At 43.7% G+C, this 25,607-nt stretch carries 22 protein-coding genes; 4 read left to right on the forward strand and 18 right to left on the reverse strand.

Features of this window, described 5'->3' with window-relative positions; all coding sequences use genetic code 11:
* Positions 1-44: 44 nt before the first annotated feature.
* Positions 45-290, reverse strand: coding sequence for a hypothetical protein (locus V6259_RS02755; protein WP_341583226.1), 246 nt, complete (start codon positions 288-290; stop codon positions 45-47).
* A gap of 433 nt (positions 291-723) precedes the next feature.
* Between V6259_RS02755 and V6259_RS02760 the strand changes: the two genes are divergently transcribed.
* A complete protein-coding gene (locus V6259_RS02760; protein WP_133011209.1) occupies positions 724-1,515 on the forward strand; it encodes a nucleoside-specific channel-forming Tsx family protein in 792 nt (263 codons plus the stop codon).
* A 241-nt stretch (positions 1,516-1,756) separates the two neighbouring features.
* On the opposite strand, the gene V6259_RS02765 is transcribed toward V6259_RS02760, so the two are convergent.
* The 6 genes from V6259_RS02765 to V6259_RS02790 all read right to left on the reverse strand — a co-directional run bounded on the left by V6259_RS02765 (position 1,757) and on the right by V6259_RS02790 (position 9,957).
* Positions 1,757-2,986 (reverse strand): ABC transporter substrate-binding protein, encoded by a 1,230-nt coding sequence (locus tag V6259_RS02765; RefSeq protein WP_341583227.1) that lies wholly within the window; start codon positions 2,984-2,986, stop codon positions 1,757-1,759.
* 43 nt (positions 2,987-3,029) lie between these two features.
* On the reverse strand, positions 3,030-5,015 hold the full coding sequence (locus V6259_RS02770) for a beta-galactosidase (protein WP_341583228.1): 1,986 nt from the start codon (positions 5,013-5,015) through the stop codon (positions 3,030-3,032).
* Positions 5,016-5,297: 282 nt separating this feature from the next.
* On the reverse strand, positions 5,298-5,930 hold the full coding sequence (locus V6259_RS02775) for a 2-dehydro-3-deoxy-6-phosphogalactonate aldolase (RefSeq protein WP_133011206.1): 633 nt from the start codon (positions 5,928-5,930) through the stop codon (positions 5,298-5,300).
* Positions 5,931-6,085: 155 nt separating this feature from the next.
* Positions 6,086-8,227 carry an alpha-galactosidase gene (locus tag V6259_RS02780; protein ID WP_341583229.1) on the reverse strand — a complete coding sequence of 714 codons (2,142 nt, stop codon included), beginning with the start codon at positions 8,225-8,227 and terminating at the stop codon, positions 6,086-6,088.
* Between the two features lie 3 nt (positions 8,228-8,230).
* Positions 8,231-9,082 (reverse strand): carbohydrate ABC transporter permease, encoded by an 852-nt coding sequence (locus tag V6259_RS02785; protein WP_341583230.1) that lies wholly within the window; start codon positions 9,080-9,082, stop codon positions 8,231-8,233.
* On the reverse strand, positions 9,082-9,957 hold the full coding sequence (locus V6259_RS02790) for a carbohydrate ABC transporter permease (RefSeq protein WP_341583231.1): 876 nt from the start codon (positions 9,955-9,957) through the stop codon (positions 9,082-9,084). The genes V6259_RS02785 and V6259_RS02790 overlap by 1 nt, the downstream gene beginning before the upstream one ends.
* Positions 9,958-10,131: 174 nt before the next feature.
* Between V6259_RS02790 and V6259_RS02795 the strand changes: the two genes are divergently transcribed.
* Positions 10,132-10,920 carry an IclR family transcriptional regulator gene (locus V6259_RS02795; RefSeq protein ID WP_341583232.1) on the forward strand — a complete coding sequence of 263 codons (789 nt, stop codon included), beginning with the start codon at positions 10,132-10,134 and terminating at the stop codon, positions 10,918-10,920.
* A 10-nt stretch (positions 10,921-10,930) separates the two neighbouring features.
* Positions 10,931-12,037 (forward strand): ABC transporter ATP-binding protein, encoded by a 1,107-nt coding sequence (locus V6259_RS02800; RefSeq protein ID WP_341583233.1) that lies wholly within the window; start codon positions 10,931-10,933, stop codon positions 12,035-12,037.
* 104 nt (positions 12,038-12,141) lie between these two features.
* Here the strand turns inward: V6259_RS02800 and V6259_RS02805 are convergent, their stop codons facing one another.
* The 3 genes from V6259_RS02805 to sbcB all read right to left on the reverse strand — a co-directional run bounded on the left by V6259_RS02805 (position 12,142) and on the right by sbcB (position 15,581).
* Entirely contained in the window at positions 12,142-12,846 is a 705-nt protein-coding gene (locus V6259_RS02805; protein ID WP_133011200.1) for a dienelactone hydrolase family protein, read from the reverse strand.
* A gap of 232 nt (positions 12,847-13,078) precedes the next feature.
* Positions 13,079-14,116, reverse strand: coding sequence for an AI-2E family transporter (locus tag V6259_RS02810; RefSeq protein ID WP_341583234.1), 1,038 nt, complete (start codon positions 14,114-14,116; stop codon positions 13,079-13,081).
* Between the two features lie 13 nt (positions 14,117-14,129).
* Positions 14,130-15,581: an exodeoxyribonuclease I gene (gene sbcB, locus V6259_RS02815; protein ID WP_341583235.1), complete on the reverse strand. Its 1,452-nt coding sequence runs from the start codon at positions 15,579-15,581 to the stop codon at positions 14,130-14,132.
* Between the two features lie 79 nt (positions 15,582-15,660).
* Between sbcB and V6259_RS02820 the strand changes: the two genes are divergently transcribed.
* A complete protein-coding gene (locus tag V6259_RS02820; protein WP_341583236.1) occupies positions 15,661-16,170 on the forward strand; it encodes a YchJ family protein in 510 nt (169 codons plus the stop codon).
* 92 nt (positions 16,171-16,262) lie between these two features.
* Here the strand turns inward: V6259_RS02820 and V6259_RS02825 are convergent, their stop codons facing one another.
* The 8 genes from V6259_RS02825 to alc form a co-directional block, all read right to left on the reverse strand.
* Complete coding sequence (locus V6259_RS02825; RefSeq protein ID WP_341583237.1) at positions 16,263-17,330, reverse strand: ABC transporter ATP-binding protein; 1,068 nt, start codon at positions 17,328-17,330, stop codon at positions 16,263-16,265.
* Positions 17,331-17,394: 64 nt separating this feature from the next.
* Positions 17,395-19,041, reverse strand: coding sequence for an ABC transporter permease (locus V6259_RS02830; RefSeq protein WP_341583238.1), 1,647 nt, complete (start codon positions 19,039-19,041; stop codon positions 17,395-17,397).
* A gap of 66 nt (positions 19,042-19,107) precedes the next feature.
* Positions 19,108-20,172 carry a Fe(3+) ABC transporter substrate-binding protein gene (locus V6259_RS02835; RefSeq protein WP_341583239.1) on the reverse strand — a complete coding sequence of 355 codons (1,065 nt, stop codon included), beginning with the start codon at positions 20,170-20,172 and terminating at the stop codon, positions 19,108-19,110.
* Between the two features lie 107 nt (positions 20,173-20,279).
* Positions 20,280-21,275 (reverse strand): sterol desaturase family protein, encoded by a 996-nt coding sequence (locus V6259_RS02840; protein WP_341583240.1) that lies wholly within the window; start codon positions 21,273-21,275, stop codon positions 20,280-20,282.
* 31 nt (positions 21,276-21,306) lie between these two features.
* Positions 21,307-22,674 (reverse strand): DUF4856 domain-containing protein, encoded by a 1,368-nt coding sequence (locus V6259_RS02845; protein WP_341583241.1) that lies wholly within the window; start codon positions 22,672-22,674, stop codon positions 21,307-21,309.
* A 269-nt stretch (positions 22,675-22,943) separates the two neighbouring features.
* Entirely contained in the window at positions 22,944-23,864 is a 921-nt protein-coding gene (locus V6259_RS02850; protein WP_341583242.1) for an aldo/keto reductase, read from the reverse strand.
* 76 nt (positions 23,865-23,940) lie between these two features.
* Complete coding sequence (locus tag V6259_RS02855) at positions 23,941-24,471, reverse strand: ureidoglycolate lyase (RefSeq protein WP_133011190.1); 531 nt, start codon at positions 24,469-24,471, stop codon at positions 23,941-23,943.
* A gap of 9 nt (positions 24,472-24,480) precedes the next feature.
* Positions 24,481-25,467 carry an allantoicase gene (alc, locus tag V6259_RS02860; protein ID WP_341583243.1) on the reverse strand — a complete coding sequence of 329 codons (987 nt, stop codon included), beginning with the start codon at positions 25,465-25,467 and terminating at the stop codon, positions 24,481-24,483.
* Between the last annotated feature and the right edge of the window lie 140 nt (positions 25,468-25,607).

Raw genomic sequence — 25,607 nt, forward strand, 5'->3', positions numbered from 1 at the left:
ATTAGGCATACAGCGCTATTACGTATAAAAATGTAAGTGACGCCTTATGGCAAAAATTTGTCTAGTAACACACAGTCTTTTGTTTCATTTCGGCTTGATTTCACTCTATCCAATATTTTTTGAGCCACTTCCTTTTGCCTAGCTGGCACATATTTGGAATCTACTGTCTGCTGTACCGTCTCTAAATACGTATTTAGCTTAGGAGTGCAATAATCCTTGAAAGCAAAAGCACTAGATGAACTTAAAATAAGAACACCACTTAACGCAACAAAACCAATTTTTAACGACATATAACACAACCTTTATAAACCAACCCATAGAGCAATCAATAATAACGAAATACAGCTTTTTCTAAAACCTGTTATTTACTTATAGATGCACCTCGCTCCTGACTGTAAGTTTGAAAAATTGTCCACTAGGACAACTTTTAAAAAAAACATTCAAAATTATTTTTCAACTGAAGTGCACCAAAAGCTAACATTTACTCGTTATTTATTTTTTAAAAAAATGTAATGACTTGAATTTTAAGAATAAAAAAACAAATTCTAACGTCAGCCTATTGGTGCACTGAGAACAAAATCTCTCTAAAAAAGGGCATCATTTTATTTACATAAATTGCCATTGTAATGACAAAAAAACGATGTAACATCCACATTAAGGTCTTAATTTTGACCAGTTGGTTATATATTCAAATACTAATATCCACATAAAATGGAGAAAAAAATGCGCAAATTACTTTTGGCACTAGGCATGGCAGCCGCAACGACAACCGCCTTAGCAACTGATTATTCCGATGACATTCATAAAAACGATTACTCTTGGAAGCAGTTTAACCTGATGTATGCTTTTAATGAGCTACCAGGGAAAAATAGTCATGACTACCTAGAAATGGAATTTGGCGGGCGCTCAGGTATTGTAGATTTATACGGATACCTTGACGTTTTCAATATCACTAACGATGCCGACAGTGATAAGTATGGCAAAGACAAAATGTTTCTGAAACTTAACCCTCGATTCTCACTGGATGGCATTACTGGTAAAGACCTTTCATTCGGCCCTGTTAAGGAATTATACATCTCCACACTATTTAACCAAGATGGTGGTTATGGCACATATGCTGTAAACAATTATTTCGTTGGCTTAGGTGCGGATGTAGAGATGCCATGGCTAGGCAAAGTAGGCATGAATCTATACGCACTTTACGATGAAACGAATAACCGTGATGACTGGAATGGCTATCAATTTTCTACGAACTGGTTCAAGCCTGTGAAAACGTTTGATAACGGTTCTTTTATCGCGTATCAAGGGTATCTTGACTATCAATTTGGATTAAAAAGCCAATACAGCACCGCAAGTTCTGGTGGTGCAACATTTCAGGGGATTTACTGGCACTCTAAACGCTATGCGGTTGGGTACGGTCTGAAACTTTATAAAAATATTTACGGCATCCGAGACTCTTCTAGCTTGAGATCAACGGGAGTATCTAACTACCTTTCTGTCACTTATAAATTCTAAGCAATCATAATTTATAATGATTGTAGTGGCATAGATATCACGGCCTACTATGCCACTACACACTGTGCTGTGTGTCGTGATATTTGCCTAATCACCCTCTTCAAGCAAGATCTCTCTTTAATTATCCCCAAAAGATAAAACGCTTGTTTAAGGCAATAAAAAAGCCCACTAGTCTCTTCACTAGCGGGCTTTTTACTATGTATTTAGAAATACAATTCTAAAAATTTCTAACCAATAACAATTATTTCACATCAAAAGAGCGTTTTCTCACACCTTCAAGGCGTTTCAAAATAGCGTCTAAACGATCAGGTTTCACCATAAATTCTTGGAAACCTTTCATGCCTTCACGAGCCATAGTAGGCGATGTATCTCGATCGTAAAACTGCGATGTACCAGAAGCAGCTTTAAGCATTTTAACACCATCATTTAGGAACACATTATCTGGAGCATGAGCGTCTATATTCGTTGGTATTTGCAATAACGCCGCATTAACCAAAGTCTGATTATCAGCTCGTGCCATAAACTCTAAGAATTTACGCGCGTCTTTTTTGTTTTTAGCTCGTGTTGGAATATGAACAGTATCCATTGGTGCATCTTCAGCCACTGGTACTTTAGAATTGATAATAGGGAATTGGAAGAAACCAATTTTTCCATCTAATTCTTTCGGGAAATTAGGCGTGATAAAGTTACCAATTAAGTACATAGCAGCCTTACCGTTATACAAGAAAGGTTGCGCTTCTTGCCATGAATAAGACGCGTGGTTTTCCAAGAAGTAACCAGGTTTAACCAACTCGTCCCAGTATTGAAATACCTTACGAACTCGTGGATCAGTGTAAGCCACTTTGCCGTCCATTAGGTCCATATGAAATTTCAGGCCATTCACACGTAGATCTAAGTAATCAAACCAACCTGCCGCAGGCCATAAGTACTTAGTCCCTATCGTAATAGGTGTTACACCATTCGCTTTTAACTTAGCGTTTACAGCTAAAAACTCATCCCAAGTTTTTGGAACGTCTAGGCCTAATTTAGCGAAAATGTCCTTACGGTAGTAAATACCCCATTGGTAATAAGTATATGGTATACCGTACTGTTTGCCTTTAATCGTCATCGCCGCAGTAGCAGAAGGCATTAATTTTTTCAGATCTTCTTTTTTCCAAATGTCACTCACATCTTCAAACATGCCGCGATCAACAAATGTTTTCATGCGGTTACCCGCATACCAAAATACAACATCTGGAGGACTTGTTGCCAACCAGTTACGAATGGCTGTTTTATAACCTTCTTTATCATATAGGTTATATTTCACTTTGATATCAGGGTTTTCGGCCTCAAATTTTTGAATCACTTCTTGAAACGCTTTTTTAGGCGCCGGATCCGCTTGATCTGAGTTAATCACCAAGGTACTGGCTTGAGCGAACGAAACCGCTGCAAAAGCAAATGCCCCAATAAGTAAATGTGATATTTTTTTCATTTGATAGTTCCCTTTTTCTTTTTATTGACGAAAGTAACAGCAATCACTTGCTATCAGCAGTGTCTCTCTGCCAAATAGCCAAACCTGCTGCTGGTAAAGTATCAGCACCAATTATAAGCTGAGCATTATCAGGATGATAATACGCTGCTTGTAGTCCGTAATTAAAGGCAAAAATTAATTTACCTCGCTCACGAATTCGTACACCAGATGGCAAGTATTCCGTTGCCAATCCAGCCTTTTCTGATAATTTCACAAGACACGCTTTTAACAAAGGTTTATCAAGGCAAGAGCCAAGATAAAAGCGTTTATTGTCACCCACCAAAACAGGATTGCCTGCATTATCTTTTAACAGACAGGGTAAGTCGGTGGCAATTTGCTCATGCCAAGTATGTAATTTACCCTCACCCCAATGACCCGATACCTCAGGCTGGGTATGCTTTGGTAATGCATCAACTCGCTCAACCGACAAAGGTAGTAATGTCGCTAACGGGCCTGGTGCTAAATTTTCAGGAATTTGATAGCTGTCCGTTTTACTGCCGGTACGCGGGCCAGCTAAAAGCACGCCCTTATAGTCGTCTAGCCGTTTTTGAAGATCGCAAGAAATATGCGCTTGAGCGGGTAGTATTAACATTTCGTAAGTATCAAGTGGCGCATCAGCCGACACAATATTGATGGACAAGCCTATCTCACGTAATGCTTCGTATAAACGATAACACCAGCTCATATAGCTATATGCTCGTGATTGAGGCTGAATATCCAGCGACCAGCATGCGTCATAATCAAACATCAACGCGACCTTGCCAGATTCTGGTAAAGCCATCAAATCATCTGCATCTAGCCCCATGACTTGAGACAATTCACGAACCTCTTGAGCTACCTGCGCCGCTTCTTTTGCCGCTTCAGCTTTCTGTCCATTAGGGCGCAACAAACCAGTGTGCATTTGCTCTTGCCCAAACGGAGCCTGACGCCAACGGAAATATGAGACAAGTTCAGCACCATGCGAAAAGGCCTCCCACGTCCATAAACGTACAGCACCATCCGCTGGCGTTGGATTATGTGGTGCCCAATTTACAGGTCCCGGTTGCTGCTCCATGATCCACAAGCGCCCTTTACCACAGCCTCGATATAAATCATGGTGAAAAGCGCCAAAATCTGGGTGACCAACTCGTAAATAAGTCTGCTTTTCTTCTGGTGTATAGATGTCTTCTTGATCCAAAAAGCCTAATGGATAAGTGTCCCAACTCGCTACGTCTAAGTCTTGGCCCACTTTATGGTGATCAAACGCAGTAAAAAAGCCCATGTAGTTATGAACTAAATCGCGCTCTTTAGAATACTGACGAAGAATATCTACTTGTAATTTATTAAACGCGACTACTTGATCTGAACAGCAACGCTGGAAATCTAAACGATGAGATGGATTAGCTTCTGTCACTGTCAGGTTAGGCAAATCGACTTCATCAAACGAACAATAATCCATACTCCAAAAGACATTCCCCCAAGCCGAATTTAATGCATCAATGGTGGTATATTTGTCTTTTAGCCAAATACGAAAAGCGATTAAGTCTGCTTCGGCATAGCTCAAAATCGTATCATGGCAACCATATTCATTATCAGTCTGCCACGAAGCAACCGCTGGGTGCTGACCATAACGTTTAGCCATTAAGGTGACAATCCGATGGCACTCTTCACGATATTCAAGGCTTGCAAAAGTATAGTGGCGGCGTGAACCAAAGTGACGAACACGACCCAGCTCATCCTTTGCTAACATGGATGGGTGACGATCAACCAACCATTTAGGCGGCGTTGCCGTCGGTGTCCCTAAAATAACTTTTAGCCCTTGAGCATATAGCGTATCCAATGACTCATCCAACCATTCCCAATGTAACTCACCGGGTTGTGGCTCAATCGTACTCCAGCTAAATTCGCCAATTCGCACATATTCAATGCCAATCTCTCGCATCTCTTTAGCGTCTTGCTGCCAACGACTTTTCGGCCAATGTTCTGGATAATAACAAACACCTAACTTCATTCTAGGCTCCTGCACATGACTGGCTTAATAGGCCAGACACAATTAGTTCAACGGCTATAACATGACCAGTCAATTCTGTTGAGCTAATTGCTCTTCAGTTGTATCAACACTGGCCAGCGCAATAAAAAAGGGACTCTCTATCCACTCAATCAAAAACACAACTTGTTGGTTTTGAAAAAGATATTTCTAAAGTAGAAGATACAGAAGACACTTTTTTAGGCAACACCTAATGATCGTATTCAACGCTATTTTGATGCCTCAAACGACCAATTTGGTCGCATATTATGCCTGATATTTTTTCCAAGCCGCCATAAAGGACTCTGCATTGGCTTTAGTAACCGCTACCTCTTGTCCTTTTTTATACAAAGCAGACCCTAAACCGAATCCCCTAGCACCTGTGTCCAAATACTCTTTAACATTATTTGGTGTCACACCGCCGACAGGACACAACCAAGCTTGAGCAGGAATCACAGCACCTAATGCTTTAATAACATTAATACTAGGCAATGCTTCTGCTGGAAAAAGCTTCACCGCATCTGCACCAGCATGCAAAGCAGCGAACGCTTCACTCGCTGTGAAAAAACCTGGCATAGCATACAAACCAGCGACTTTGGCTGCTTTAATCAGTTCTACATCGGTATGTGGACAAACCATTAACTTTGCGCCAGTAGCAACAAGCTCAGTCAATTGAGGCATGGTTAAAACGGTACCAGCCCCAATGAGCGCTTGGTCACCAAACGTCTTTTGTAATAAACGAATGCTCGTAAACGCATCGGGTGAATTAAGAGGCACCTCAATTAATCTAAATCCTGCGTCGATTAAGACTTGAGTGTGTGCAACCACTTCACTAGGCTGAATGCCTCGCATAATGGCCACCATTGGAAACTCGGTCATTAATTCGTTGAAAGATTTCATTCTGCCATTCCTCTCTATTATTTTTTTGTATGCAGCTTGGTAAATACTGACTAGCCAAGCGCTTTAGACCTCGAATACTTGCCTCACTCGCTTCTAATGATTGAGTACGGACATTGTGAAAAGACAATGCTATTCGATACCGATGACTGAATTTTTTAGGTTGGCTCCCAATTCGATACGGCACGAATCGAAAGCAATAGTAAGGATTCCGGGTCCAAAATAGGCAATTGCAAACCCAGTTGACCTAAGGTCGCACCGTTTAAAATAAGGTTGTTTTTCCACCATTCAGGGAGGGATTTCATCAAATGCCCTGGCAGTGGACTGTGCTCTAATACGGTAATTCGATAGCGCTGCTGCGGGATAAGTCCGGGCAAACGAATTGGCAATGTTTGTGCTTGTTTCGGCATCGCAAGCTGACTGTAAACCAATATGCCTGCCATGCCATCCTGACTTAGCGCCCATTGAGTCTGTGCGCGACCATCAGCACTAGGTAATCGCCAGTTGCGACCAGTATGCAAAATTGAACGATGATTTTTGTAGTGTAAAATCCAACGAGCAATGGTCTCTTTCTGCTGGGCATTCGCATCCAGCAAGTTCCACTCAATGCCCAAATGCCCCAATAAAGCGGTACCGGCACGAAATGCGACATTATGGATTCGGCTCGTAGTATGACTTTGATCTGGACCGATATGCGATCCCATCACTTCCGGCGGAAAGAAATAACTAAAACCACGCTGAATACTTTGACGCTCTAATGCATCGTTGCAATCAGACGCCCAAAAACGTTTTGTGAATTTTAAAATACCAAAGTCAACGCGCGCGCCCCCAGAAGAGCAGCTTTCGATTTCTAATGCGGGAAATGCGGCATTTAATTCACCAAGCAAGCGGTACAAAGCCATTACTTGTTCATAAGCCTGCGGTGCAATCGCACCACTGGATTGAGTATAATCTCGATTCATATCCCATTTAATATAGTCAATAGGATACTCTGTTAACAGACTAAACAGGCGTTCACGAATATAAGCATAGGCATCTGGTTCAGCCAAATTCAAAACCAGTTGATGACGAGCTAAGGCCGCATCGTATTGCGGTAACTGTAACGCCCATTCTGGATGCGCTCGAAAAAGGTCTGAATCGGGGTTAACCATTTCTGGTTCAAACCATAAACCAAACTCCATCCCTAATGTCTTAACATGATGAATAAGTGGCAGTAACCCCTCGGGGTATTTTGCCTGCTCAACAAACCAATCCCCCAGTGCCGCCTTGTCATTATTACGATTGCGGAACCAACCATCATCTAGAATATATCGCTCTACACCTACTTCTGAGGCGGCATCTGCCAGTGCTTTTAAACGATCAACATCATGATCAAAATAAAAGGCTTCCCAAGTATTGATATGTACAGGACGTGGCTTAGTGAGTGCTAAGTATTGACGTGCTTCTTTATGGAACGACTGGCTCATGAGATTCAGGCCAGAGCAACTGTGACTAGCAAATAGCTCTGGTGTCGCGGTGGATTGAGCTGAATTAAGTATGATTTCATCAGGTAAATATAACGCTTCGGCTTGCAGGTAACGATGGCCTTCAAGGGTATAATCAGCTTTTAAGCGATGATTACCACTCCATGCCAAATGCGCTCCGATCAATTCACCTTGTTGCTCAGTAAATCCCTTTTCCCCAAGAATGACGCTAGGGAAATTGGCATGAGAATTTCGCCCGTGACGATTTTCTTGTAACCATGTTGATTGCCAATCACTGGATTGTTGCTGGAATTCTTGGCACCAGCGTCCATAGAAACTCATCATTTGAGTGAAATGACAAGGCATTGGCAAAGTGCAAGCAAGGCGATGAAGTGTGATATCCAATTGGCCATCATTGGTTAATGCCAACTGCTGACGCAATAGACCAGAACCTGTCAAACCAATTGATAAGCACACTGACAACTGCGCTACTGTGTCTTCTAGCTCAATATCAAAGCCAAATTCAAGTTGATGAACGGCCTTCAATGACCAACACATTGCCCAAGCTGGTCGGTCTACCGCGCTAGCTTCAACACCGGGTGACTGCAACCAACCACGCCCCGCTTCGGGGATCAAACTCATACGAACGGGCTTGTCCATATAAGCTTGTGGTATGGCTTGTTGCTGTGACAGGTATAAACTTTTTAAATGCGTGTCATCAGGTAAAGCTTGACCAAAATATACCAACTCAGGCGCGCCTTCAAAAGGGCAAGCAATTACTAACGTTTTGCCATCTTGATCCTGTCGATATAGTTCCGCATTTAAAATGTCGTCCATTTTTTATCCCTTTGTAGCACCTAACGTTAAACCAGCAATAAAGTGACGTTGCATTGCGAAGAATAAAACAACAGGAGGCAGCGCAGCGATGATAGAACCCGCTGAAATTAATTGCCAAGATGCCATCCACTGACCTTTCAGTGCACTGATACCAGCCGTGATAGGTCGCACTTCATCACTTTGTACCAAGACTAATGCCCAAAAATAATCATTCCAGATAAAGGTGAAAATCAATACTGATAAGGCGGCTAAAGCAGGTCTAACCAAAGGTAATACGATGTGACGGAATATTTGCCATTCACTTACACCTTCAACACGCGCCGCTTCTATCAACTCATCTGGTAAGCCAATAATGAAATTACGCATAAACAAAGTACAAAACCCTGTTTGGAAGGCAATATGAAAGAGAATCAAACCACTAGCGGTATCGTACAACCCCATATCGATAGTGAGGTTTCGCACTGGAATCATTAAAATCTGAAAAGGTACAAAGTTGCCGGCAATAAATGCCGCAAACAAACCCATACGGCCCTTAAATTTAAATTTCGCTAGTGCGTATCCAGCAAGTGTCGATAGCGCAACCGCACCGATAACCGCAGGCACGGTAATAATTAACGAGTTTAACAAGTAACGTAACATCGGTGTTTTAGTAAACACTTCCGTATAGTTCTGTATGAACATCCACTGAGTAGGTATGCCCCAGTAATTACCCGCATTCAAATCCGCCGTAGATCGAGCAGAGGTCAACAACACGGCAATCAAAGGCAACAACCACAAAATCAAAGCAATCCAGATGGCCACTCGATAACTGATATTAAAAGGTAAAGACTTTTTTTCTATAGGTGTAGGAAACATTAGGCTTTCTCACTCTTCAGCATACGCCATAGGAAATAGGCAATATAAATATCCATAATCAGGAACAGGATAGTGGCAATAGCTGCACCGTAACCCGCACGATAATTGAAGATAGATTGTTCATACATGAAGTAAGCCAGCACACTAGAGCTACCAAATGGCCCACCAGCTGTCATTGTGGCAACCAAATCGAAACTTCGAAGCGCCCCTATCACGGTAACTACGATGGCAATAAAAGTAGCTGGTTTTAACTGAGGAAGAATCACATGACGTAGCATTTTCCAGCCATGCGCTCCGTCTAATCGAGCGGCTTCAATTTGGTCAGGACTAAGGTTATTTAAGCCTGTGAGATACAAAATCATACAGTAGGCGATTTGTGGCCATAAGCCAGCAACGATAATACCGAACGTGACCCAGTTCTCATCAGATAAGACAGCGATTGGTTGAAAACCAAATAGCTCAATTGCTTTGTTAAACAAACCAAAACTTGGATCGTAAAACCAAGAAAATACAAGACCAACAACGACTTGAGATATTACAAAAGGGAAAAAGAACATCGCTTTAACAAAACGAATCCCCATCACCTTCTGATTCAAAAATAACGCCAGCATCAAGCCAATAGGCGGCGCTAGCATAAAAAATATTAACCAATAAATGTTATTAACTAATGCTGTCCAAAATTGGCTATCACTGAACAATTCAATGTAATTACCAAAACCTACAAAGGTTTTTGCGCCAAGTCCGTCCCACTCAAAGAAACTTAACCAGATACTTTGAGCAATAGGGAAGATAACGTAGACCGAAAACAAAATGACTGCCGGGGCAAGAAACAAAAACGGCATCCATTGTTGCTGTTTGCTATGCATTTTCTGCATGGCTAACCCACCTCTTATTCTTATTAAAATACGGGTTGTCATACTTGACAGACAACTCACCTGATAAAATAATGGAATAGAGTTTTAGTTTTTGCAACAGATATTGAAAAAAATGTGGAACTTAGTGCCAAAAACACATATAACCATAATACAAAATTATTTTTGGAGAAAAAAATGACAAAGTTGGAGCAAAAAAGCGGAGGTTCCTCATTGGATAAAGCCTTAAGCTTGCTCCAAGAAGTATGCAAAGCAAGCACACCGTTACGCTTTGCAGAAATTGTTGAAAAGGCACAGCTTCCAAAAGCAACCGTTCACCGCATTTTATTATCTCTGGTTTCAAAAGGCTTACTACGTTTTGATAACAGCACCCAATCATATAACTCTGGATATGGTTTATTAGAGCTTGCTCATAATGCTTGGTCTCGTATGGATGTCAGAGATGTAGCGGCTGATCAGATAAGATATCTATGGAATAATACGGGAGAAACCGTTCACCTTGCCGTTCTAGATCATGGCGATGTGATCTATATTGATAAACTTGAAAGCCAGAAAAGCTTACGCTTGTTCTCAGCGGTTGGAAGTAAAGGTCCTGGTTATTGTACTGGCATCGGAAAAGCGATAATGGCCTTTTTAACAGAAGAGCAGCTTGAAGAAGCCATCAATGAGCAATCATTCATCCGTCACACTCCAACCACCATTACAAACGCAGAAGCATTAAAAGCAGAACTATTAAAAATTAGAGAAACTAAAATCTCTGTAGATTTAGAAGAACACGAAGAAGGCATCCAGTGCGCTGCTTCTGTTATTTTTAATCACTTAAATGAACCCATCGCAGCACTCAGCATAACAGCTCCGAAGTTTCGAGTTGATGAGGCGCGTTTTCAACACTTTCAAAGCTTAGTTAAAGAAGCTTGTTTGGAAGTCTCCACACGAATGGGGGCCATCGCCTCCGATAAGCATTAGGAATAAGTTCATGGCAACAATAAAATTAAAAAACGTCATCAAGCGCTTCAATGAGGTTGAAACAATACATGGTGTTAACCTAGATTTGGAGGACGGCGAATTTGTTGTTTTCGTTGGCCCATCTGGCTGCGGTAAATCAACATTGCTACGCTTGATTGCAGGTTTAGAAGACATTACAGACGGCACCCTAGAAATTAATGGCCAGAACATGAATGATGTGGCGCCTGCGGATCGCGGCGTTGCCATGGTATTCCAGTCGTATGCTCTTTACCCGCACATGACAGTTGAAGAGAATATGAGTTTTGGCTTACGAATGACGGGCGTTGATCCAGAAAAAATCAAAAAACAAGTTGCTAATGCAGCCAGCATCCTTCAACTAGAGAGCTTGTTAGATCGCAAACCAAAACAACTCTCAGGTGGACAGCGCCAACGTGTGGCCATTGGTCGTGCTATTGTCCGCCAACCGGAAGTCTTCCTATTTGATGAACCATTATCGAATCTAGATGCAGAACTTCGTGTGGATATGCGTATTCAGATCGCTCAGCTTCATAATCGTTTGAAATCCTCAATGGTGTATGTAACTCACGACCAAGTTGAAGCGATGACACTAGCAGACAAAATCGTCGTGCTTCGTGCCGGTAACGTTGAGCAAGTTGGATCACCGTTGGAGCTTTACCATAATCCTGCGAATGAGTTTGTTGCTGGTTTTATCGGCTCTCCTAGAATGAACTTTTTAGACGCCAAGGTTCTTGAAATTGACGAGAAAAGTCTTGCCACGATTGATGTAGCAGGACAAACAATACAATTGACAGTCGACACATCAAAAGTAAGCGTTAATGCAAGCGTTACTCTTGGTCTTCGCCCAGAGCACGTAAAAGAAACAACAGAAGATGTCGATTTCTCTCTTGATGTAAAAGTAGACGTAGCCGAGCATCTAGGGGGCACTACCTTCTTATACGGCCATTACAAAGGACACAAACTCACCATTGAAGCGAGTGGTCAAAATCTAACTAAAAATGGTGAACTCGTAACGGTTGGCGTCACCAAAAAAGACTGCTACTTATTTAACAGCAAAGGGGAAGCATTAGTTAACCGCCCTGTTCCTGTCCGCGAATAAGACATTACAATTTTGTAATAGTGAAACAAAAATGCCCTTAATTAATTAAGGGCATTTTTGTTTAAATCGCCTTATTAGATACACTACACAGCAACAAAGTTTGATCAGAGTTCGTTCAGAAAGCCTTGTAAATAACGGTAGCCACGTTCCGCAACAATTGGGTTATACATGCTGCCATGTTCTGGATTATTGGCACTAGGCAACATAAAAGAATGCATTGTATTGCCAAAATCAATGAACTGAAAATCTATCCCTAATCCTGCCCAGTACTGCTTTGCAGCCAAGGCATTCTCATCAGTGACAGAACGGTCATCATAGCCATTTAACACCATGATTTTTAAATCACGATTAACTTGATTTTCTGCCGCTCGATTAAAACTCATCAAACCATGAAAACTCACCGCACCCACAGTATTTTTAAAATGTAGGCCGGCCTCTAATGCCAAACGCCCACCTAAACAAAAGCCGATATGCACGACCGTTTTATCACTGATATTGGCCGTTGATTGCTCGGTTAAAGAACGCTGCAAACCATGAAGCGATTCTGCATTTTCAAGTAATACACCCATTAGGGATAACTTCTCTTCCACACTCTCCAATATACGATCTGAACCATACAAATCGACGGCGGTAGCTGAATAACCAAACGAGGCAACTTTGTCAGCTATGGATTTTTCAAACTCTGACAACCCCGAAAAAGTTGGCCAAATGACCACATGGATAGGCTTACTATCAGCGACAGATGAGTCCACTTGGTAATGCTTACGGTTCACATTGTCGATAAAAAGAGATTGAAAATTGTCGCTCATTACTATGTCTCCTAACCTTAAAATACCGCCGCGATGGGCGGCGGTGTGAATTCTGTGGCCTGAGTGTATCCAGCCAAGCAATTCAAAATCAACGTTGTGAGAAAAACTTTTGACAATGTCGCCTTTTTTGCTTATTTAGCCAGAATATAACCCCTTTCTTTTGCTTAAGAGCACACTCTAATAATTAGCATATTCTACCAATTAGCACATTGCGCTCGCTTGTATTAAGAGATTAGTCATCTGACTTTTGATTGCTGCTGGAGTCAATCATAACGGCCAGCCATTTCATACGAGGATTCGCTTCTAACGCCAGCTTTACAATAATAGTAAGTGGAATAGAAAGCAGCATGCCTACCGGCCCAAAAACCCAACCCCACAATAACAAAGAGAGGAAAACAACTAAGGTAGAAAGCCCCAGCCCTTTACCCATATAGCGAGGCTCGATCACATTGCCGACAAACAAATTGACTACCACAAAACCCAACGCGGTTAGTCCGGCAGAAAGCGGCCCTAGCTGTACAAATGCCAACAAGACCGCCGGTACTGCCGCAATAATAGAACCAATGTTGGGTACGAAATTCAGTAGAAACGCACACACACCCCATAAAATCGGAAAGTCTACGCCCAGAATCCATAACCAGAGCGTGATCACCACACCCGTTAGCAAACTCACAGAAGTTTTAATAACCAGATAACGATTCACCGAATTAATAAAAGATCGAAAATGCTCTAAAGACTGAGTGGCATCAGTCAAAGCAAGAGACAGTTTTTTAGGCAATTCAACCGCCTCAAACAAAATGAACACAACGGTCATGATAACCAACACAAAATTAGTCAGCGCACTGCCCAAACCACTTAACGCCTTGGCCACCAATTGCATTAGCGATGAAGGATCTATATACCCCTTTATTTTGTCATAAGAAATATGAATACCAACATCATTTAAATGGGCAAAAAGATTCGACATTTCTTCACCAAAACGCGTTTTATAAGTTGGTAACTGATTCGATAAATTGTCCAAAGACGAGCCAACCAATACTGCCACAACAGCAACACCAACTAAAACAACCGCTACCACAAGTAAAATAGAGAGCCATGTTGGTATTTTTCTACGACGTAAGCTGGCCATTAAAGGGGCACAGACAATGGCGATAAACACCGCTAACATAAAAGGCACCACAATCTGTGTTGCCGCCTTCAATCCAGCGATGATGATCACAAAAGCGGCCAGACCAACTAACCAGTGTATTCCTCTACGCTGTTCGCTCATTTCAACTCCTAATTTATTCTATTGGATAGATACTTTGGGCGTAGTCTGACAAATCTTGCAGCATGATTTGTTTTGACTGAGGCAAGTCTGGTGTTTGTGCAATAGCGTTTAAACGCTCAAAGTAACTCTGCATTTCAATCGAACCTCCGCCTTCTTTGTCCAGCAATTTAAAGGTGCGGTATTCTTCCCACTCTTCACGCTGCGGCTCAGTTAACTGTTCAGGGTAATTACGCGCAATATACCGCGTCAACATTTCCGGCAAACGACGATCGTCAAATGACATTTCGAGTTCGCTTAACGCTTCTGGCGGCGTACTTCGAATCGTGTCCATTCGAGCTTTGTCTTCGCGAGAGAAGAATCCGCCTGAATACAACATCAAATCTGGGTCTTTAGGAATACCGCGCTCTTCTTGCACAAACACCTTGCTGATTTTTTCAGCCAAGCCTGGGAAAGACTTTAACAAGGCAAGATTCTTACGGCAGGCATCGCCATCCAATTCAAGACGCGCCACGACTTTTTCGTCTTTTAAAAAGGTCGCTGGTGCCACCGCTGGCGCCTTATTGTAGTGAATTACTTTTAATGGTAAGCGTGGAAGGTCGCCCAATTCATCTTGACGAGTAAAAACCCGATGTCGAATTTCCTCGACACTAAGATCAATCAAAGGTTGCGCATCACTCATTAGATCAAACACGATCACGCCATTTTTATTGGTCGGATGCGGTGCGATCGGAGCCACAAATGCGCTGTATTTTTTCACCTGACCAAACATGCCAGAAACATGCAAAAACGGTTTCATCCGAACCGGATCAATAAACTGTTGCAACTCGTGTTTCTGACGCATCTTCAAGTAATAATCAAACAATTTAGGGTGTGTTGTTTTGATTAGCTTAGCCACTTCAATGGTGCCGTAGACATCAGATAGGGCATCGTGCGCTTGCTCATGGGCAATATGATTGGCCTTGGTCAGCGCTTCGAGTTTCATCGAGACCTGGCCGTCGTCACCCGTTGGCCACTCAATGCCCTCTGGACGCATGGCGTAGGTCATGCGCACTAAATCAATAATGTCCCAGCGCGAGCAATTATTTTGCCATTCACGGGCATACGGATCGATAAAGTTACGATAAAAACCGTGGCGTACTACTTCATCATCAAAACGAATGCTGTTGTAGCCCAACGAACAGGTGCCGGGTAATGACAACTCAGTTTCAATCGCCGCCATAAACTCCGCTTCGCAAAGCCCTTCTCGATTGGCTTCTTGCGGACTAATACCCGTTAGCAAGCACGCCTCTGGCTGCGGTAAAACATCGTCTGGAAGGCGGCAATAAAACATCATAGGTTCGCCGATCACATTAAATTCAAGATCGGTACGAATACCCGCAAACTGCATTGGCCTATCTCGTGCGGGGTCTGTTCCAGTGGTTTCAAAATCAAACCATAAAAATGAAGTGGGTCCCGATGAGGTCACAAATAATTCCTGTTAGCCATGAAAGAAACCCGTATTATACGCATCTTAATGACGATTTGGCGATGCGAGGAGCCGAACAATGGCAAACCAAATACCCTGCCCATGTGGCACTGAAAAAAACTACCAAGACTGCTGCGCTGTCTATCACCAAAATCCTGGATCAGCACCAACGGCTGAGGCCTTAATGCGCTCACGTTTTAGCGCGTTTGCACGCAACGACATAGACTATATTCAACGCACTCAGCAGCTCGACAGCGATGACACTGAAGATGACACACAAGCGATAAAAGAAGAAAACAGCACAACGTTATGGACGCAATTAGACATTTTGGAAACCGAACAAGGCCAAGCAGAGGACAACACTGGCAGTGTCACCTTTCGCGCCCGCTTTACAGAAGGCAAACACCAAGGTGAGTTGAGCGAAAAGTCACTCTTTAACAAAATAAATGGCCAATGGTTGTATGTATCCGGCCGCCATGAAGTGAGCTCAAGCCCACAAAAAACCGCCCCTGCAGAAAGCCATAAAGTCGGACGTAATGACCCTTGCTCTTGCGGCTCAGGCAAAAAGTTTAAAAAGTGCTGCGGATAAGCATCAGATAAGAATGATTCGAAAAACGGGCAAACCCTATGAGAGTTTGCCCGCTATTTTTCTGGCAAGATCAAAAGTTGACTTGAAAAATGCTATTTGGTGAACACCACCAGATGATCGAGCTCAATATTGATGCCAATTTCTTGGCCAATCGCGTGATTATGATGAGAAGAGGCAAAGCAATACACCACCAGACCTGATGACAATTTCACCCGATACAAGAAGTGCGAGCCACGAAACCACTTACTCATCACCAAGCCTTTAAACTCACTGGCATCGTCGTGGATCACATCGTCTGGACGTACTAACAAGTCCACTTCAGTACCAATGGCGAGTTCATCGCTCAATACTCCACGAATGCGCCCCAGATCCGACTCTAAGCAATGGTAATCGCACACCACCGCAGACAGAAAATCCCCTTGGCCAACGAATCTTGCCGTAAACCGACTTTCAGGTCGATGGTAGATCTGATATGGCGTTCCATATTGATGAATTTCCCCCGCTTCCATCACCGCGATGACGTCCGCCATGGCAAACGCTTCCATCTGATCATGGGTAACCAAGATAGCACTCATACCTTCATGCTTTAGAATCTGGCGAATGTCTGGTACCAACTCTTCGCGCAACTTAGCATCCAAGCCAGAAAACGGCTCATCCATTAATAACAATTTAGGCTTAGGTGCCATGGCTCTTGCCAACGCCACCCTTTGCTGCTGGCCACCAGATAATGAATGCGGATAGCGCATTTCATAGCCGACCAAACCAATCAATTCCAGCAGCTCATCGACCCGAGCTTTGGTCGCACTTTTAGTCATGCCCTTAAGGCCGAATGCAATATTCTCCACTATGGTAAGGTGCGGAAAAAGCGCAATGTCTTGAAACACCATGCCAATCTGACGTTGCTCTGGAGGCAGCAAATAGTCAACGCTGGAAATCACCTCGCCATTCAATGAAATAGCCCCAGATAAGACGGCTTCAAAACCCGCAATAGCACGCAACAAGGTCGATTTACCACAGCCACTGGGGCCCAATAGACAGCCAATTTGGCCGGCGCTTAAATCAAACGACACATTATGTACTACAGCTTGCCCGTGATACCCGACAGACAATCCGCTAACTGTTAACTCTTGCAGTACCTTACTTGATGAAAAAGAACTCATGACGCTTCCTGAATCGACCCTGTGGCTAACCGGGCTTTATAAAAATAACGCCACTCAACGCGGCCTAATGATGTTTTGATATTGAACGATTGAGCAACACGACTGGAATCAAACCCACTAAAACGATCATTATCGATGCCGGAGCCGCGTCCACTAAACGCTCATCCGAGGCCAATTCAAACGCACGTACCGCCAAGGTATTAAAATTAAATGGCCGCAGAATTAACGTCGCTGGCAGCTCTTTTAACACATCGACGAAAACAATCAGCAAGGCCGTCAGTACAGACCCTTTAAGTAATGGAAAATGCACGCGCTTTAACACCTGCAGAGGCGTCAATCCTAAAGATCTCGCCGCCATGTCCATGCTGGGTTTAATCTTACCGAGGCCACTTTGTACCGCCCCTAAAGACACCGCCATAAAGCGCACCGCATAGGCAAACAATAACGCAACTATGGTGCCAGAGAACAGCAAGCCAATGTTATCACCGGTGACCTCTTTTACCATCTCAATCAGCCTATGATCCAGCCAAGCCAACGGCACAATCACACCAATTGCGATAATAGTGCCGGGCAATGCATAGCCGACGCCAGCACTGGCAACCGCACTGGAAACACTTCGACTAGGATGCAAACGCAATGCGTAAGACAACACCAAAGCCAATGCCACAACAATTAAGGCGGCCAAAAAGGCCAAGTAAAAAGAGTGCCACGCCAGCAGAAGAAAATCCCACGTCAAAGGCTCAGCCTCAAATAGGGACCAATACAATAAGACTCCCGCAGGCAATAAGAAGCCAAATAGCACTGGCAAGAAGCAAAACACACACGCAACCACGCCACGCCAACCCGACAACACCAACTCCCTCTGACTCGCTTTGCGTAATCCCGACGCGTGATAGCGTAATTTACGTCGAGAATATCGTTCGGTGAAAATCAGCACACAGACAAACAATAGCAAGACGCCCGCTAATTGTGACGCCCCCGCAAGATCACCAAAACCGTAAAAGGTGCGCATGATGCCCGTCGTAAAAGTAGCCACACCGAAATATTGCACCGTACCGTAATCGGCAAGCACTTCCATCATCGCCAGTGTTAAGCCCGCGATAATCGCTGGACGTGCCAATGGCAAAGCCAAGCAAAAAAACGCCGAGAGATTTGAATAGCCCAGCGTTCGACTCACTTCTAATGTATTCGCCGACTGCTCTAGAAAGGCCGCTCGGCTCATCAAATACACGTAAGGATAAAGCACCAGACTGAGCATGATCACCGCTCCACCTAAGGAGCGAATTTCAAAAAACCAGTACTCACCGTAACCCAGCCCACTCAAGGCCCGAATGGTCTCTTGAACAGGGCCAGCAAAATCCAGTAAACCGGTATAGGTGTACGCAATGATGTAAGCGGGCATTGCCAACGGCAACAGCAGCGCCCAGCTCAAAAAAGACGAGCCAGGAAAACGACAGACACTGGTTAGCCACGCAACAGGCACCCCGATCAACAGCACACCAACAGCAACGCCGACCATTAAGAGCAACGAATTGCTTACATAATCCGCTAGCACAGTGCGCCATAAATGGGCCCATACGCCGTCACTGCCCGCAAACACATTGGCCACGACCACCAACACAGGCAAAGCAAGAGCCACAGCAATCGCCATGGTCAGCCACTTTAACCAAGCAAAAGGAGCCTGTGTCTGCGCTATTTTTTGCTTAGACATTTTCATTCGTCCACATCGAGTGCCAACAAAACAAAGCCCAAAAAGACAAGGTTTTAGACAAGAATCCTACTTCCAACCTGCTTCATCCATCAATTCAACCGCAAGGCGATTGTTATCACCCAAGACACTCAATGACAATGAATCGGCTTTGAAAGTGCCAAAAGTTTGCAATACTTTAGGTGGCTCAATGCCTTTCACCACAGGGTATTCATTGTTCACTTCTGCGTACCATTCTTGCGTTTCATGACTCGTTAAAAAACGAATCAACTTCACTGCGTTTTCTTTATGTTCAGCGGACGCCGTCACCCCAGCACCACTTACATTAACATGGGCGCCACGCTGCCCTTTCGCTTGGTTAGGCCAGAAAATGGCCAACGAATTAAACACCGCTTGATCCTTCGCTTTGTCGCTATTGCCCATACGCCCAAAATAATAGGTATTGGCTAAGGTAACGTCACACACACCCGCCGCAACGGCTTTAAGTAAGTCGGTGTCGCCACCAAACGGTGGTCGAGCGAAGTTCGCAACAAAACCTTTTAGCCATTTTGACGTCGCTTCTTTACCATCGGCATCAATCATCGACGCTACCAGCGACTGATTATAAATATTACTTGATGAACGTACACAAATACGACCCTTCCACTTTGCATCGGCCAACCCTTCATAGGTTGAAAACTCACTGGCATCGACTTTTTTCGGATTGTAAAAAATCACTCGCGCGCGCTGCGACAGACCAAACCAGTAGTCGTCGCTGTCTTTCAAGTTAGCAGGAATAGTACTTTCCAATTCAGCGTCTTGAATCGGCTGTAAGACACCCGCTTTCTTAGCTCGGTACAAACGACCGGCGTCTACCGTAATAAAGACATCTGCTGGACTTGCTGAGCCTTCGACTTGCAAACGACGTAGTAGCGCATCTGCAGAGCCAGTCACCAAATTCACGTTAATGCCTGTGCCTGTGGTAAAACGATCCAACATAGGTTTGATCAAGGCTTCTTTGCGAGCCGAGTAGACATTGACTTCTTCTGTGGCAGAAGCGGTCATTGAAGCGCCTAAAATTGACGCGGCCAACACCACATGAGAGGCGCGCGCTGGCGATGAGAAAGATGAAAGTGCAGACCATTGAAACGTCATAATTGACTCTCTTATTTGTTCGCAATAATAAAATATAATTGGCATCATCCATTAATATTGAATCGAAAACCAATCACCAGTAATTCACAATCAAGACAAGATACCCCTTAGGCGAGAGGGCTATCTTGTCTTGATTCTGTTGTCGTCGCTGTTTTTTTCTTCGCTCGTATCTTTATACGCTGAAAAGGCGATACGTATTGCCCTATCACGCCAGCTTGGTCGAGAGCAGACAAGGTACCATAGCGCAATGTTTGCTGGTCACTGCCGAATTGAAAACACCGAAACCATCGATCCCAGATGGACAACACCACCCCAAAATTACAGTCATAATGTTCTACGGCAACCGAATGATGCAATTGATGCTGAGCCGGTGAAATTAGCCAACGCTCTATGGTTTTGCCATAACTTATCGGTACTGGAGAGTGCCTCAAATTCGCACCGCACACATTAAAGACATAAGTGACGACAAACACGCCGCCTATCATCAACAATGAGACTTGGCCTGGAAATACGCTAACGAACAGTGCAACTAACGCACCCTGAACCAGTAAAGAACGGCCATAAAACAGCAAGCCTTCAACAGGATGCGTTCTTAATACGGTAAAGGGGGTTAACACCTCGGCACTATGATGCACACGATGAAAAGCCCACAACCATGACCAACGATGCATTAACCAGTGCAAACCAAACCGTGAAAAGTCATCCAGTAAAAAATAACACAAGGAAAAGATCGCCACGACGCTCCAATCTGGCAGAGCGACAGGCAACGGCGATAAGCCTAGCTCACGCAATTGATACATCAACCACGTTACTACCCCAAGAGTGGTAATCACCTTGGGAAACACCAACGACAATATCAGCCGGTTACACAACCAAAGACCATAATCGACCCGCGCGGATGGGTGCCACCAGAGACGCCAAGAAAACAGCATTTTCAAGCGTCCGATGCCCTTTTTTCCATAGCGAAACAGAAAGAGAGCAAACGCAAAAAAGAGCGCCGATGCTAAATAGCAGATCGACACTCTTTTACTAGGGTTTAGCAAATCACTCGCTGCCAGAGACAGCTCGTTGATTAACCAAACCCCATAATCGGCCATTATCATGATGATAAAACGTCGCTAGCCATAAAACGGATTAATCGTTTTCTGCACTAGGGCCGGATTTTAGTTGCTCTAACACATCGTCCATGCCGCCTGTACGGTCATTTAATTTCGCCGTTAAGGCAAAATGACTGCCTAATAGATTTTGTACTTTCAACATATTCAATTTGTATTCTTGCATGCTGATTGATTCCGCTTGAGTAAAGTCCCCTTTGCTGTTGGCTGCAACAACTTGAGCATTGCCAAACAACACTGGACTAAAACCAATCAAACGATCCAGTTGTGACTGGGCACGACCTAGATCACGACCTGCCGCTCCAAGAGACAAAGCGAAACCTTTCAGTTCACCCCAATGTTTTACATAATTTCGGTAAGCTTTTTTCACATCACCGTTAGACTCTTCAATAATGGCGATTTTTTCCAAATCTGCGTACACGCTACCCGCGTATTTGAATGCCGCTTCGGCAATCACTTGTTGCCAAGCCACACCAATCACGTTCGCGTAACCTTTTAGCTCTTCACGTTGTGCGGCGCTAAGCACTTTGCCTTTGGCGTCTTGAATCAAGCTACGACCATCGTAGAAGGCTTGCAAAATCGTATGGAAATAATTTGTCTTACCACTGGCGTCAATGCTCGCAGCGTAATATGCGTGCGCAAAGGCCATTTCCGTTTTCAGATCAACCACACCGTCTCTATTCAAATCCGCTTTTGCGAAGTAATCAGGGTTCAACTTTACGATTTGAACCACTTCTTTTGGCGTCAATTCCAAACCATTTATTGGCGCACCAAAGTAACCAAACGCTTCATCCCAAACATGCTCTTTACCAGTATAAGCCGCGCCCTTGCTGTAAGGCTTATCGTTTGGCTTAACATCCGCTTCGAGTTTTTCATCAAGGTAGCCGTTCACTGCCTTGTTATAAAACACCGCACCCATGGTGAATTTAGAAATCAACTGTGTGTAATCATAACCATTAACAGGGTCATAACCGCCCTTTGTGTTGGCGGCGTTGGTGACCATTTGCTGCAACACTTCTGGGCCAGTCAAATTGCCAGGCCAACCGGTAATGGTGCCAGGGTAAGCACTCGACATTAAGTCTTTGCCTTTTGACAGCTCGTCAATACTAGACTGTTTGATCGGGAAACCTTTTTTACTGACCGGGTCTAAAATGCTTAGGCCTTCTGCTTTGCTGGAAAAGTACGATTCCATCAACGCCAAATCACCGCTTTTGGATGCTTTTTTAAGAGAGTTGTGCAAAGCATGACGAGCGATTTGACCGCCATAAGAAACCGATGAAGTCGCATCGCCTTTATAATCTGGCAAAGAAACTGGAAACTCATAAGTCTGTGCATGAGCCGACAGTGCGCTCGCTCCAATAAGAACCGTAAGTATTGTTTTTTTCATAAAAGCTACCTAGTTACATTCAAAAAAGATCAGAACAAAAATGGGTAATGATAAGACTCAAATAAAATTTGAATGAGATTTGTTATCATTACTGTTCTTTTACAGTTTAACTGACCCTAGCAATTCTCATAAGTTCCAAGAAATATTCAAAAATAACCAAATACACTTTTAATCAGTAAAAAACGGCCCGAATTTACTCATTAAAAAGGCCGTTTAAGTGAATACTTAAACGGCCTTAGAAAATGCCTTAGATTAATAAAACTTACCGCCTAAGGCACTGAATGCCCTTGAGAAGCAGTCCAAATTCTGAACCAATCATCATCGCTCAATACTAATTTAGTCGCGCTAACAACACGCTCAAGTCGCTCAATTTTTCCCGACCCCATCACTGGACAAATCCCTGATGGGTGGCGCAACAACCAAGCAATAACAACCTTATCTATAGAAACTTCGCGTCTCGTTGCAATCTCTTGCAACACACACCGCACTCTTAGTATTTTTTCATTTCCCTCTACCCCTTGGTGATCAGAAGCTGAGAACAAAGCCCCTCCTGCCAACGGCGACCACGCCATTGGCGTCACTGCATGTTGCTGAGCGTGGTCTAAGGTGCCGTCTTCAAAATGCTGTAGTGCAATAGGCGACAGCTCTAGTTGATTAACCACTAAAGGCGCATCCAAGCGAGACTGTAAAAGATCAAACTGAGAAGCGGTGAAGTTAGAAACACCGAAATGCTTTACTTTACCCAGTGTAAATAAGTGATCAAGCGTTTGCGCCACCTCATCAGCATCCATCAAAGGGCTGGGGCGATGCAACAACAAGGTATCTATGTATTCACATTGCAAAGCCGCTAACGAAGCATCCACGCTGTCAATAATATGTTGGCTACGGTAATCGTAGCGATGAAAACCAACATCAGGTCGATTACCAGAAGGCAGAAGAATACCGCATTTAGTGATGATCTCCATGTTATCGCGTAATGCAGGCTTTAGCGCTAAAGCCTCACCAAATAACCCTTCACACAGATAATCGCCATAAATATCGGCGTGATCAAACGTGGTCACGCCTAACGCCAAACTTGCTTCAATAAAAGCCAATCGCTCGGCCGGTGACATATTCCATTCAGCACAACGCCAAAAGCCTTGTGCGATTCGAGATCCTTCAAACCCCAAAGGGTGATATTGATGGCGCATAACGGAACGTCCTTTTGTGTTTTAAATACAAATATGCATTCTAAGCCATCTCACTTTCATCGCAAACTCTCAGCGTTTATTTCCATTTTTCAATGGTGAATATCCCTTCTTCTGGAAAGAAAAACTCGTCGCAGTTAGCACCACCACCGATTCGATCCACCACCAAAAAATCAGACGTTTCCTGTAACGCTAATAATGGATGATGCCAAGTACCTTGTCGGTAATTAACACCTTGTTTGGAATGAACATAAAACAAGCGAAGTTTCGCAAGATCCGGTTGATCATTGTCACCATTAGGAGCAACAACAACCAAATACGGCAGATCTTGCAGTGGAACAAAAGCTTGCGACCCTTTCGGGTGCCTTTCCAGCATATTAATAGGCATTGGGAAGCGCCTAGCTTGCCCTCGGAAGACGCTTATACCAGCACGAGCGTTATCCGTTGATTGAGCACTGTCACCTCCTTCAAAAGCCACCTCAGCTAGATTATGAAAACGCTGAGTCGTCCCGCCATTGATCAAAAACGAATGAGCCGCCTCATTCGCCTCGATCACATCTCCAAAAGGCGCAAAAGCCTCTACCGTTAATGTTTCTGGAATAAGTATCATAACAACGCCTTAAAGAACGGGTTTACCGATTGCTCGAATACGACTGATACCACCATCAGGGAAGATATTTACCCGTAGATGTGTAATCGGACCTACACTCTCCAACGCTTCTTTAAATGAATGTTCTTGATCGGCACCTAATTTAGATTTTGGTAACAGCTCTTGCCAATATAAGCTTTGAGCCGCCAATGTACTTTCTGGTAAATTTTGAACATCCGCGACCTGGATAGAACACGCATCAGCGAAGTTGCCTTTAAAGAAAGCGGTATCAATGATTATTTCTTCAATGTCACCACGATGACCCAATGCTAAAATAACCCAATCATTACCTGGTTCACGACGGCGACGAGTTTCCCAGCCATCGCCCATATTAAGACCTTTACCTGGTAAGTTTAAGTTGTGCTTAGTGCCGAAATGCTCATCATTAGCACTGATCGCACGACCACCCACTTCCATCGCTAACAAATCCAACGATTGTGATGCTAACCCGTCCCACTCTACTTCAGGCTGACCATAAACACGCAAGCGAGCGACGCCGCCGTCAGGGTAAATATTTAACCGAATATGGGTATATACCTCGTTACTTTCTATATCGACAAGCTTTTGGGTATTGCCTTCAAGTGCAACTGTTTCTGTAAGCGGTGTCCATACAGTCGTTTCCGTTGGCGCGCCATCACTAAAACACGCTTCTAACATTGCCGCCGGTGCAAAATTACCCGTAAAGTGGCGCGTATCAATTTCCACTTTATTAATGCGCCCAGATACAGCTAATTGAACAATACAGTAATCATAGCCTTGTTCACGTTTACGTCTGGTTTCCCAGCCGTCCATCCATTTACCATTATCGTCGTATTTTCCAGGGATAAAGACAGGATCGCTGTCTTGTAGCATTCTTTCTTTTGGCGCAAAAAAATCGTCGTTGGCAAACAGTGCTTTTGCACCTAAACGCTCTGAGGCTAGATTTACACCATACCAAACGGTGGTAGATTGAGACATGAATACTCCTTATATAGCGGCACAGAACAGAGAAACATTCCAAGCATAATTGTGATTTAATGAATACATAGATAATACATTTGTTTCAAAATAAGAAAAGATAAAACTTTTGAATCTTTTATTTAAGTAACCAATCGAGA

It is taken from the genome of Marinomonas sp. TI.3.20 (assembly GCF_038155025.1).
Lineage (GTDB): Bacteria > Pseudomonadota > Gammaproteobacteria > Pseudomonadales > Marinomonadaceae > Marinomonas > Marinomonas flavescens.

Excerpts from the sequence above, each read along its gene's own strand:
- V6259_RS02790 (WP_341583231.1), bottom strand. The coding sequence starts at position 9,957 with ATGCAGAAAATGCATAGCAAACAGCAACAATGGATGCCGTTTTTGTTT.
- V6259_RS02765 (WP_341583227.1), bottom strand. The coding sequence starts at position 2,986 with ATGAAAAAAATATCACATTTACTTATTGGGGCATTTGCTTTTGCAGCG.
- alc (WP_341583243.1), bottom strand. The coding sequence starts at position 25,467 with ATGTCTCAATCTACCACCGTTTGGTATGGTGTAAATCTAGCCTCAGAG.
- V6259_RS02795 (WP_341583232.1), top strand. The coding sequence starts at position 10,132 with ATGACAAAGTTGGAGCAAAAAAGCGGAGGTTCCTCATTGGATAAAGCC.
- V6259_RS02845 (WP_341583241.1), bottom strand. The coding sequence starts at position 22,674 with ATGAAAAAAACAATACTTACGGTTCTTATTGGAGCGAGCGCACTGTCG.
- V6259_RS02835 (WP_341583239.1), bottom strand. The coding sequence starts at position 20,172 with ATGACGTTTCAATGGTCTGCACTTTCATCTTTCTCATCGCCAGCGCGC.
- V6259_RS02820 (WP_341583236.1), top strand. The coding sequence starts at position 15,661 with ATGGCAAACCAAATACCCTGCCCATGTGGCACTGAAAAAAACTACCAA.
- V6259_RS02825 (WP_341583237.1), bottom strand. The coding sequence starts at position 17,330 with ATGAGTTCTTTTTCATCAAGTAAGGTACTGCAAGAGTTAACAGTTAGC.
- V6259_RS02770 (WP_341583228.1), bottom strand. The coding sequence starts at position 5,015 with ATGAAGTTAGGTGTTTGTTATTATCCAGAACATTGGCCGAAAAGTCGT.
- V6259_RS02805 (WP_133011200.1), bottom strand. The coding sequence starts at position 12,846 with ATGAGCGACAATTTTCAATCTCTTTTTATCGACAATGTGAACCGTAAG.
- V6259_RS02755 (WP_341583226.1), bottom strand. The coding sequence starts at position 290 with ATGTCGTTAAAAATTGGTTTTGTTGCGTTAAGTGGTGTTCTTATTTTA.
- V6259_RS02785 (WP_341583230.1), bottom strand. The coding sequence starts at position 9,082 with ATGTTTCCTACACCTATAGAAAAAAAGTCTTTACCTTTTAATATCAGT.
- V6259_RS02780 (WP_341583229.1), bottom strand. The coding sequence starts at position 8,227 with ATGGACGACATTTTAAATGCGGAACTATATCGACAGGATCAAGATGGC.
- V6259_RS02830 (WP_341583238.1), bottom strand. The coding sequence starts at position 19,041 with ATGTCTAAGCAAAAAATAGCGCAGACACAGGCTCCTTTTGCTTGGTTA.
- V6259_RS02775 (WP_133011206.1), bottom strand. The coding sequence starts at position 5,930 with ATGAAATCTTTCAACGAATTAATGACCGAGTTTCCAATGGTGGCCATT.
- V6259_RS02840 (WP_341583240.1), bottom strand. The coding sequence starts at position 21,275 with ATGATAATGGCCGATTATGGGGTTTGGTTAATCAACGAGCTGTCTCTG.
- V6259_RS02800 (WP_341583233.1), top strand. The coding sequence starts at position 10,931 with ATGGCAACAATAAAATTAAAAAACGTCATCAAGCGCTTCAATGAGGTT.
- V6259_RS02810 (WP_341583234.1), bottom strand. The coding sequence starts at position 14,116 with ATGAGCGAACAGCGTAGAGGAATACACTGGTTAGTTGGTCTGGCCGCT.
- V6259_RS02855 (WP_133011190.1), bottom strand. The coding sequence starts at position 24,471 with ATGATACTTATTCCAGAAACATTAACGGTAGAGGCTTTTGCGCCTTTT.
- V6259_RS02850 (WP_341583242.1), bottom strand. The coding sequence starts at position 23,864 with ATGCGCCATCAATATCACCCTTTGGGGTTTGAAGGATCTCGAATCGCA.
- V6259_RS02760 (WP_133011209.1), top strand. The coding sequence starts at position 724 with ATGCGCAAATTACTTTTGGCACTAGGCATGGCAGCCGCAACGACAACC.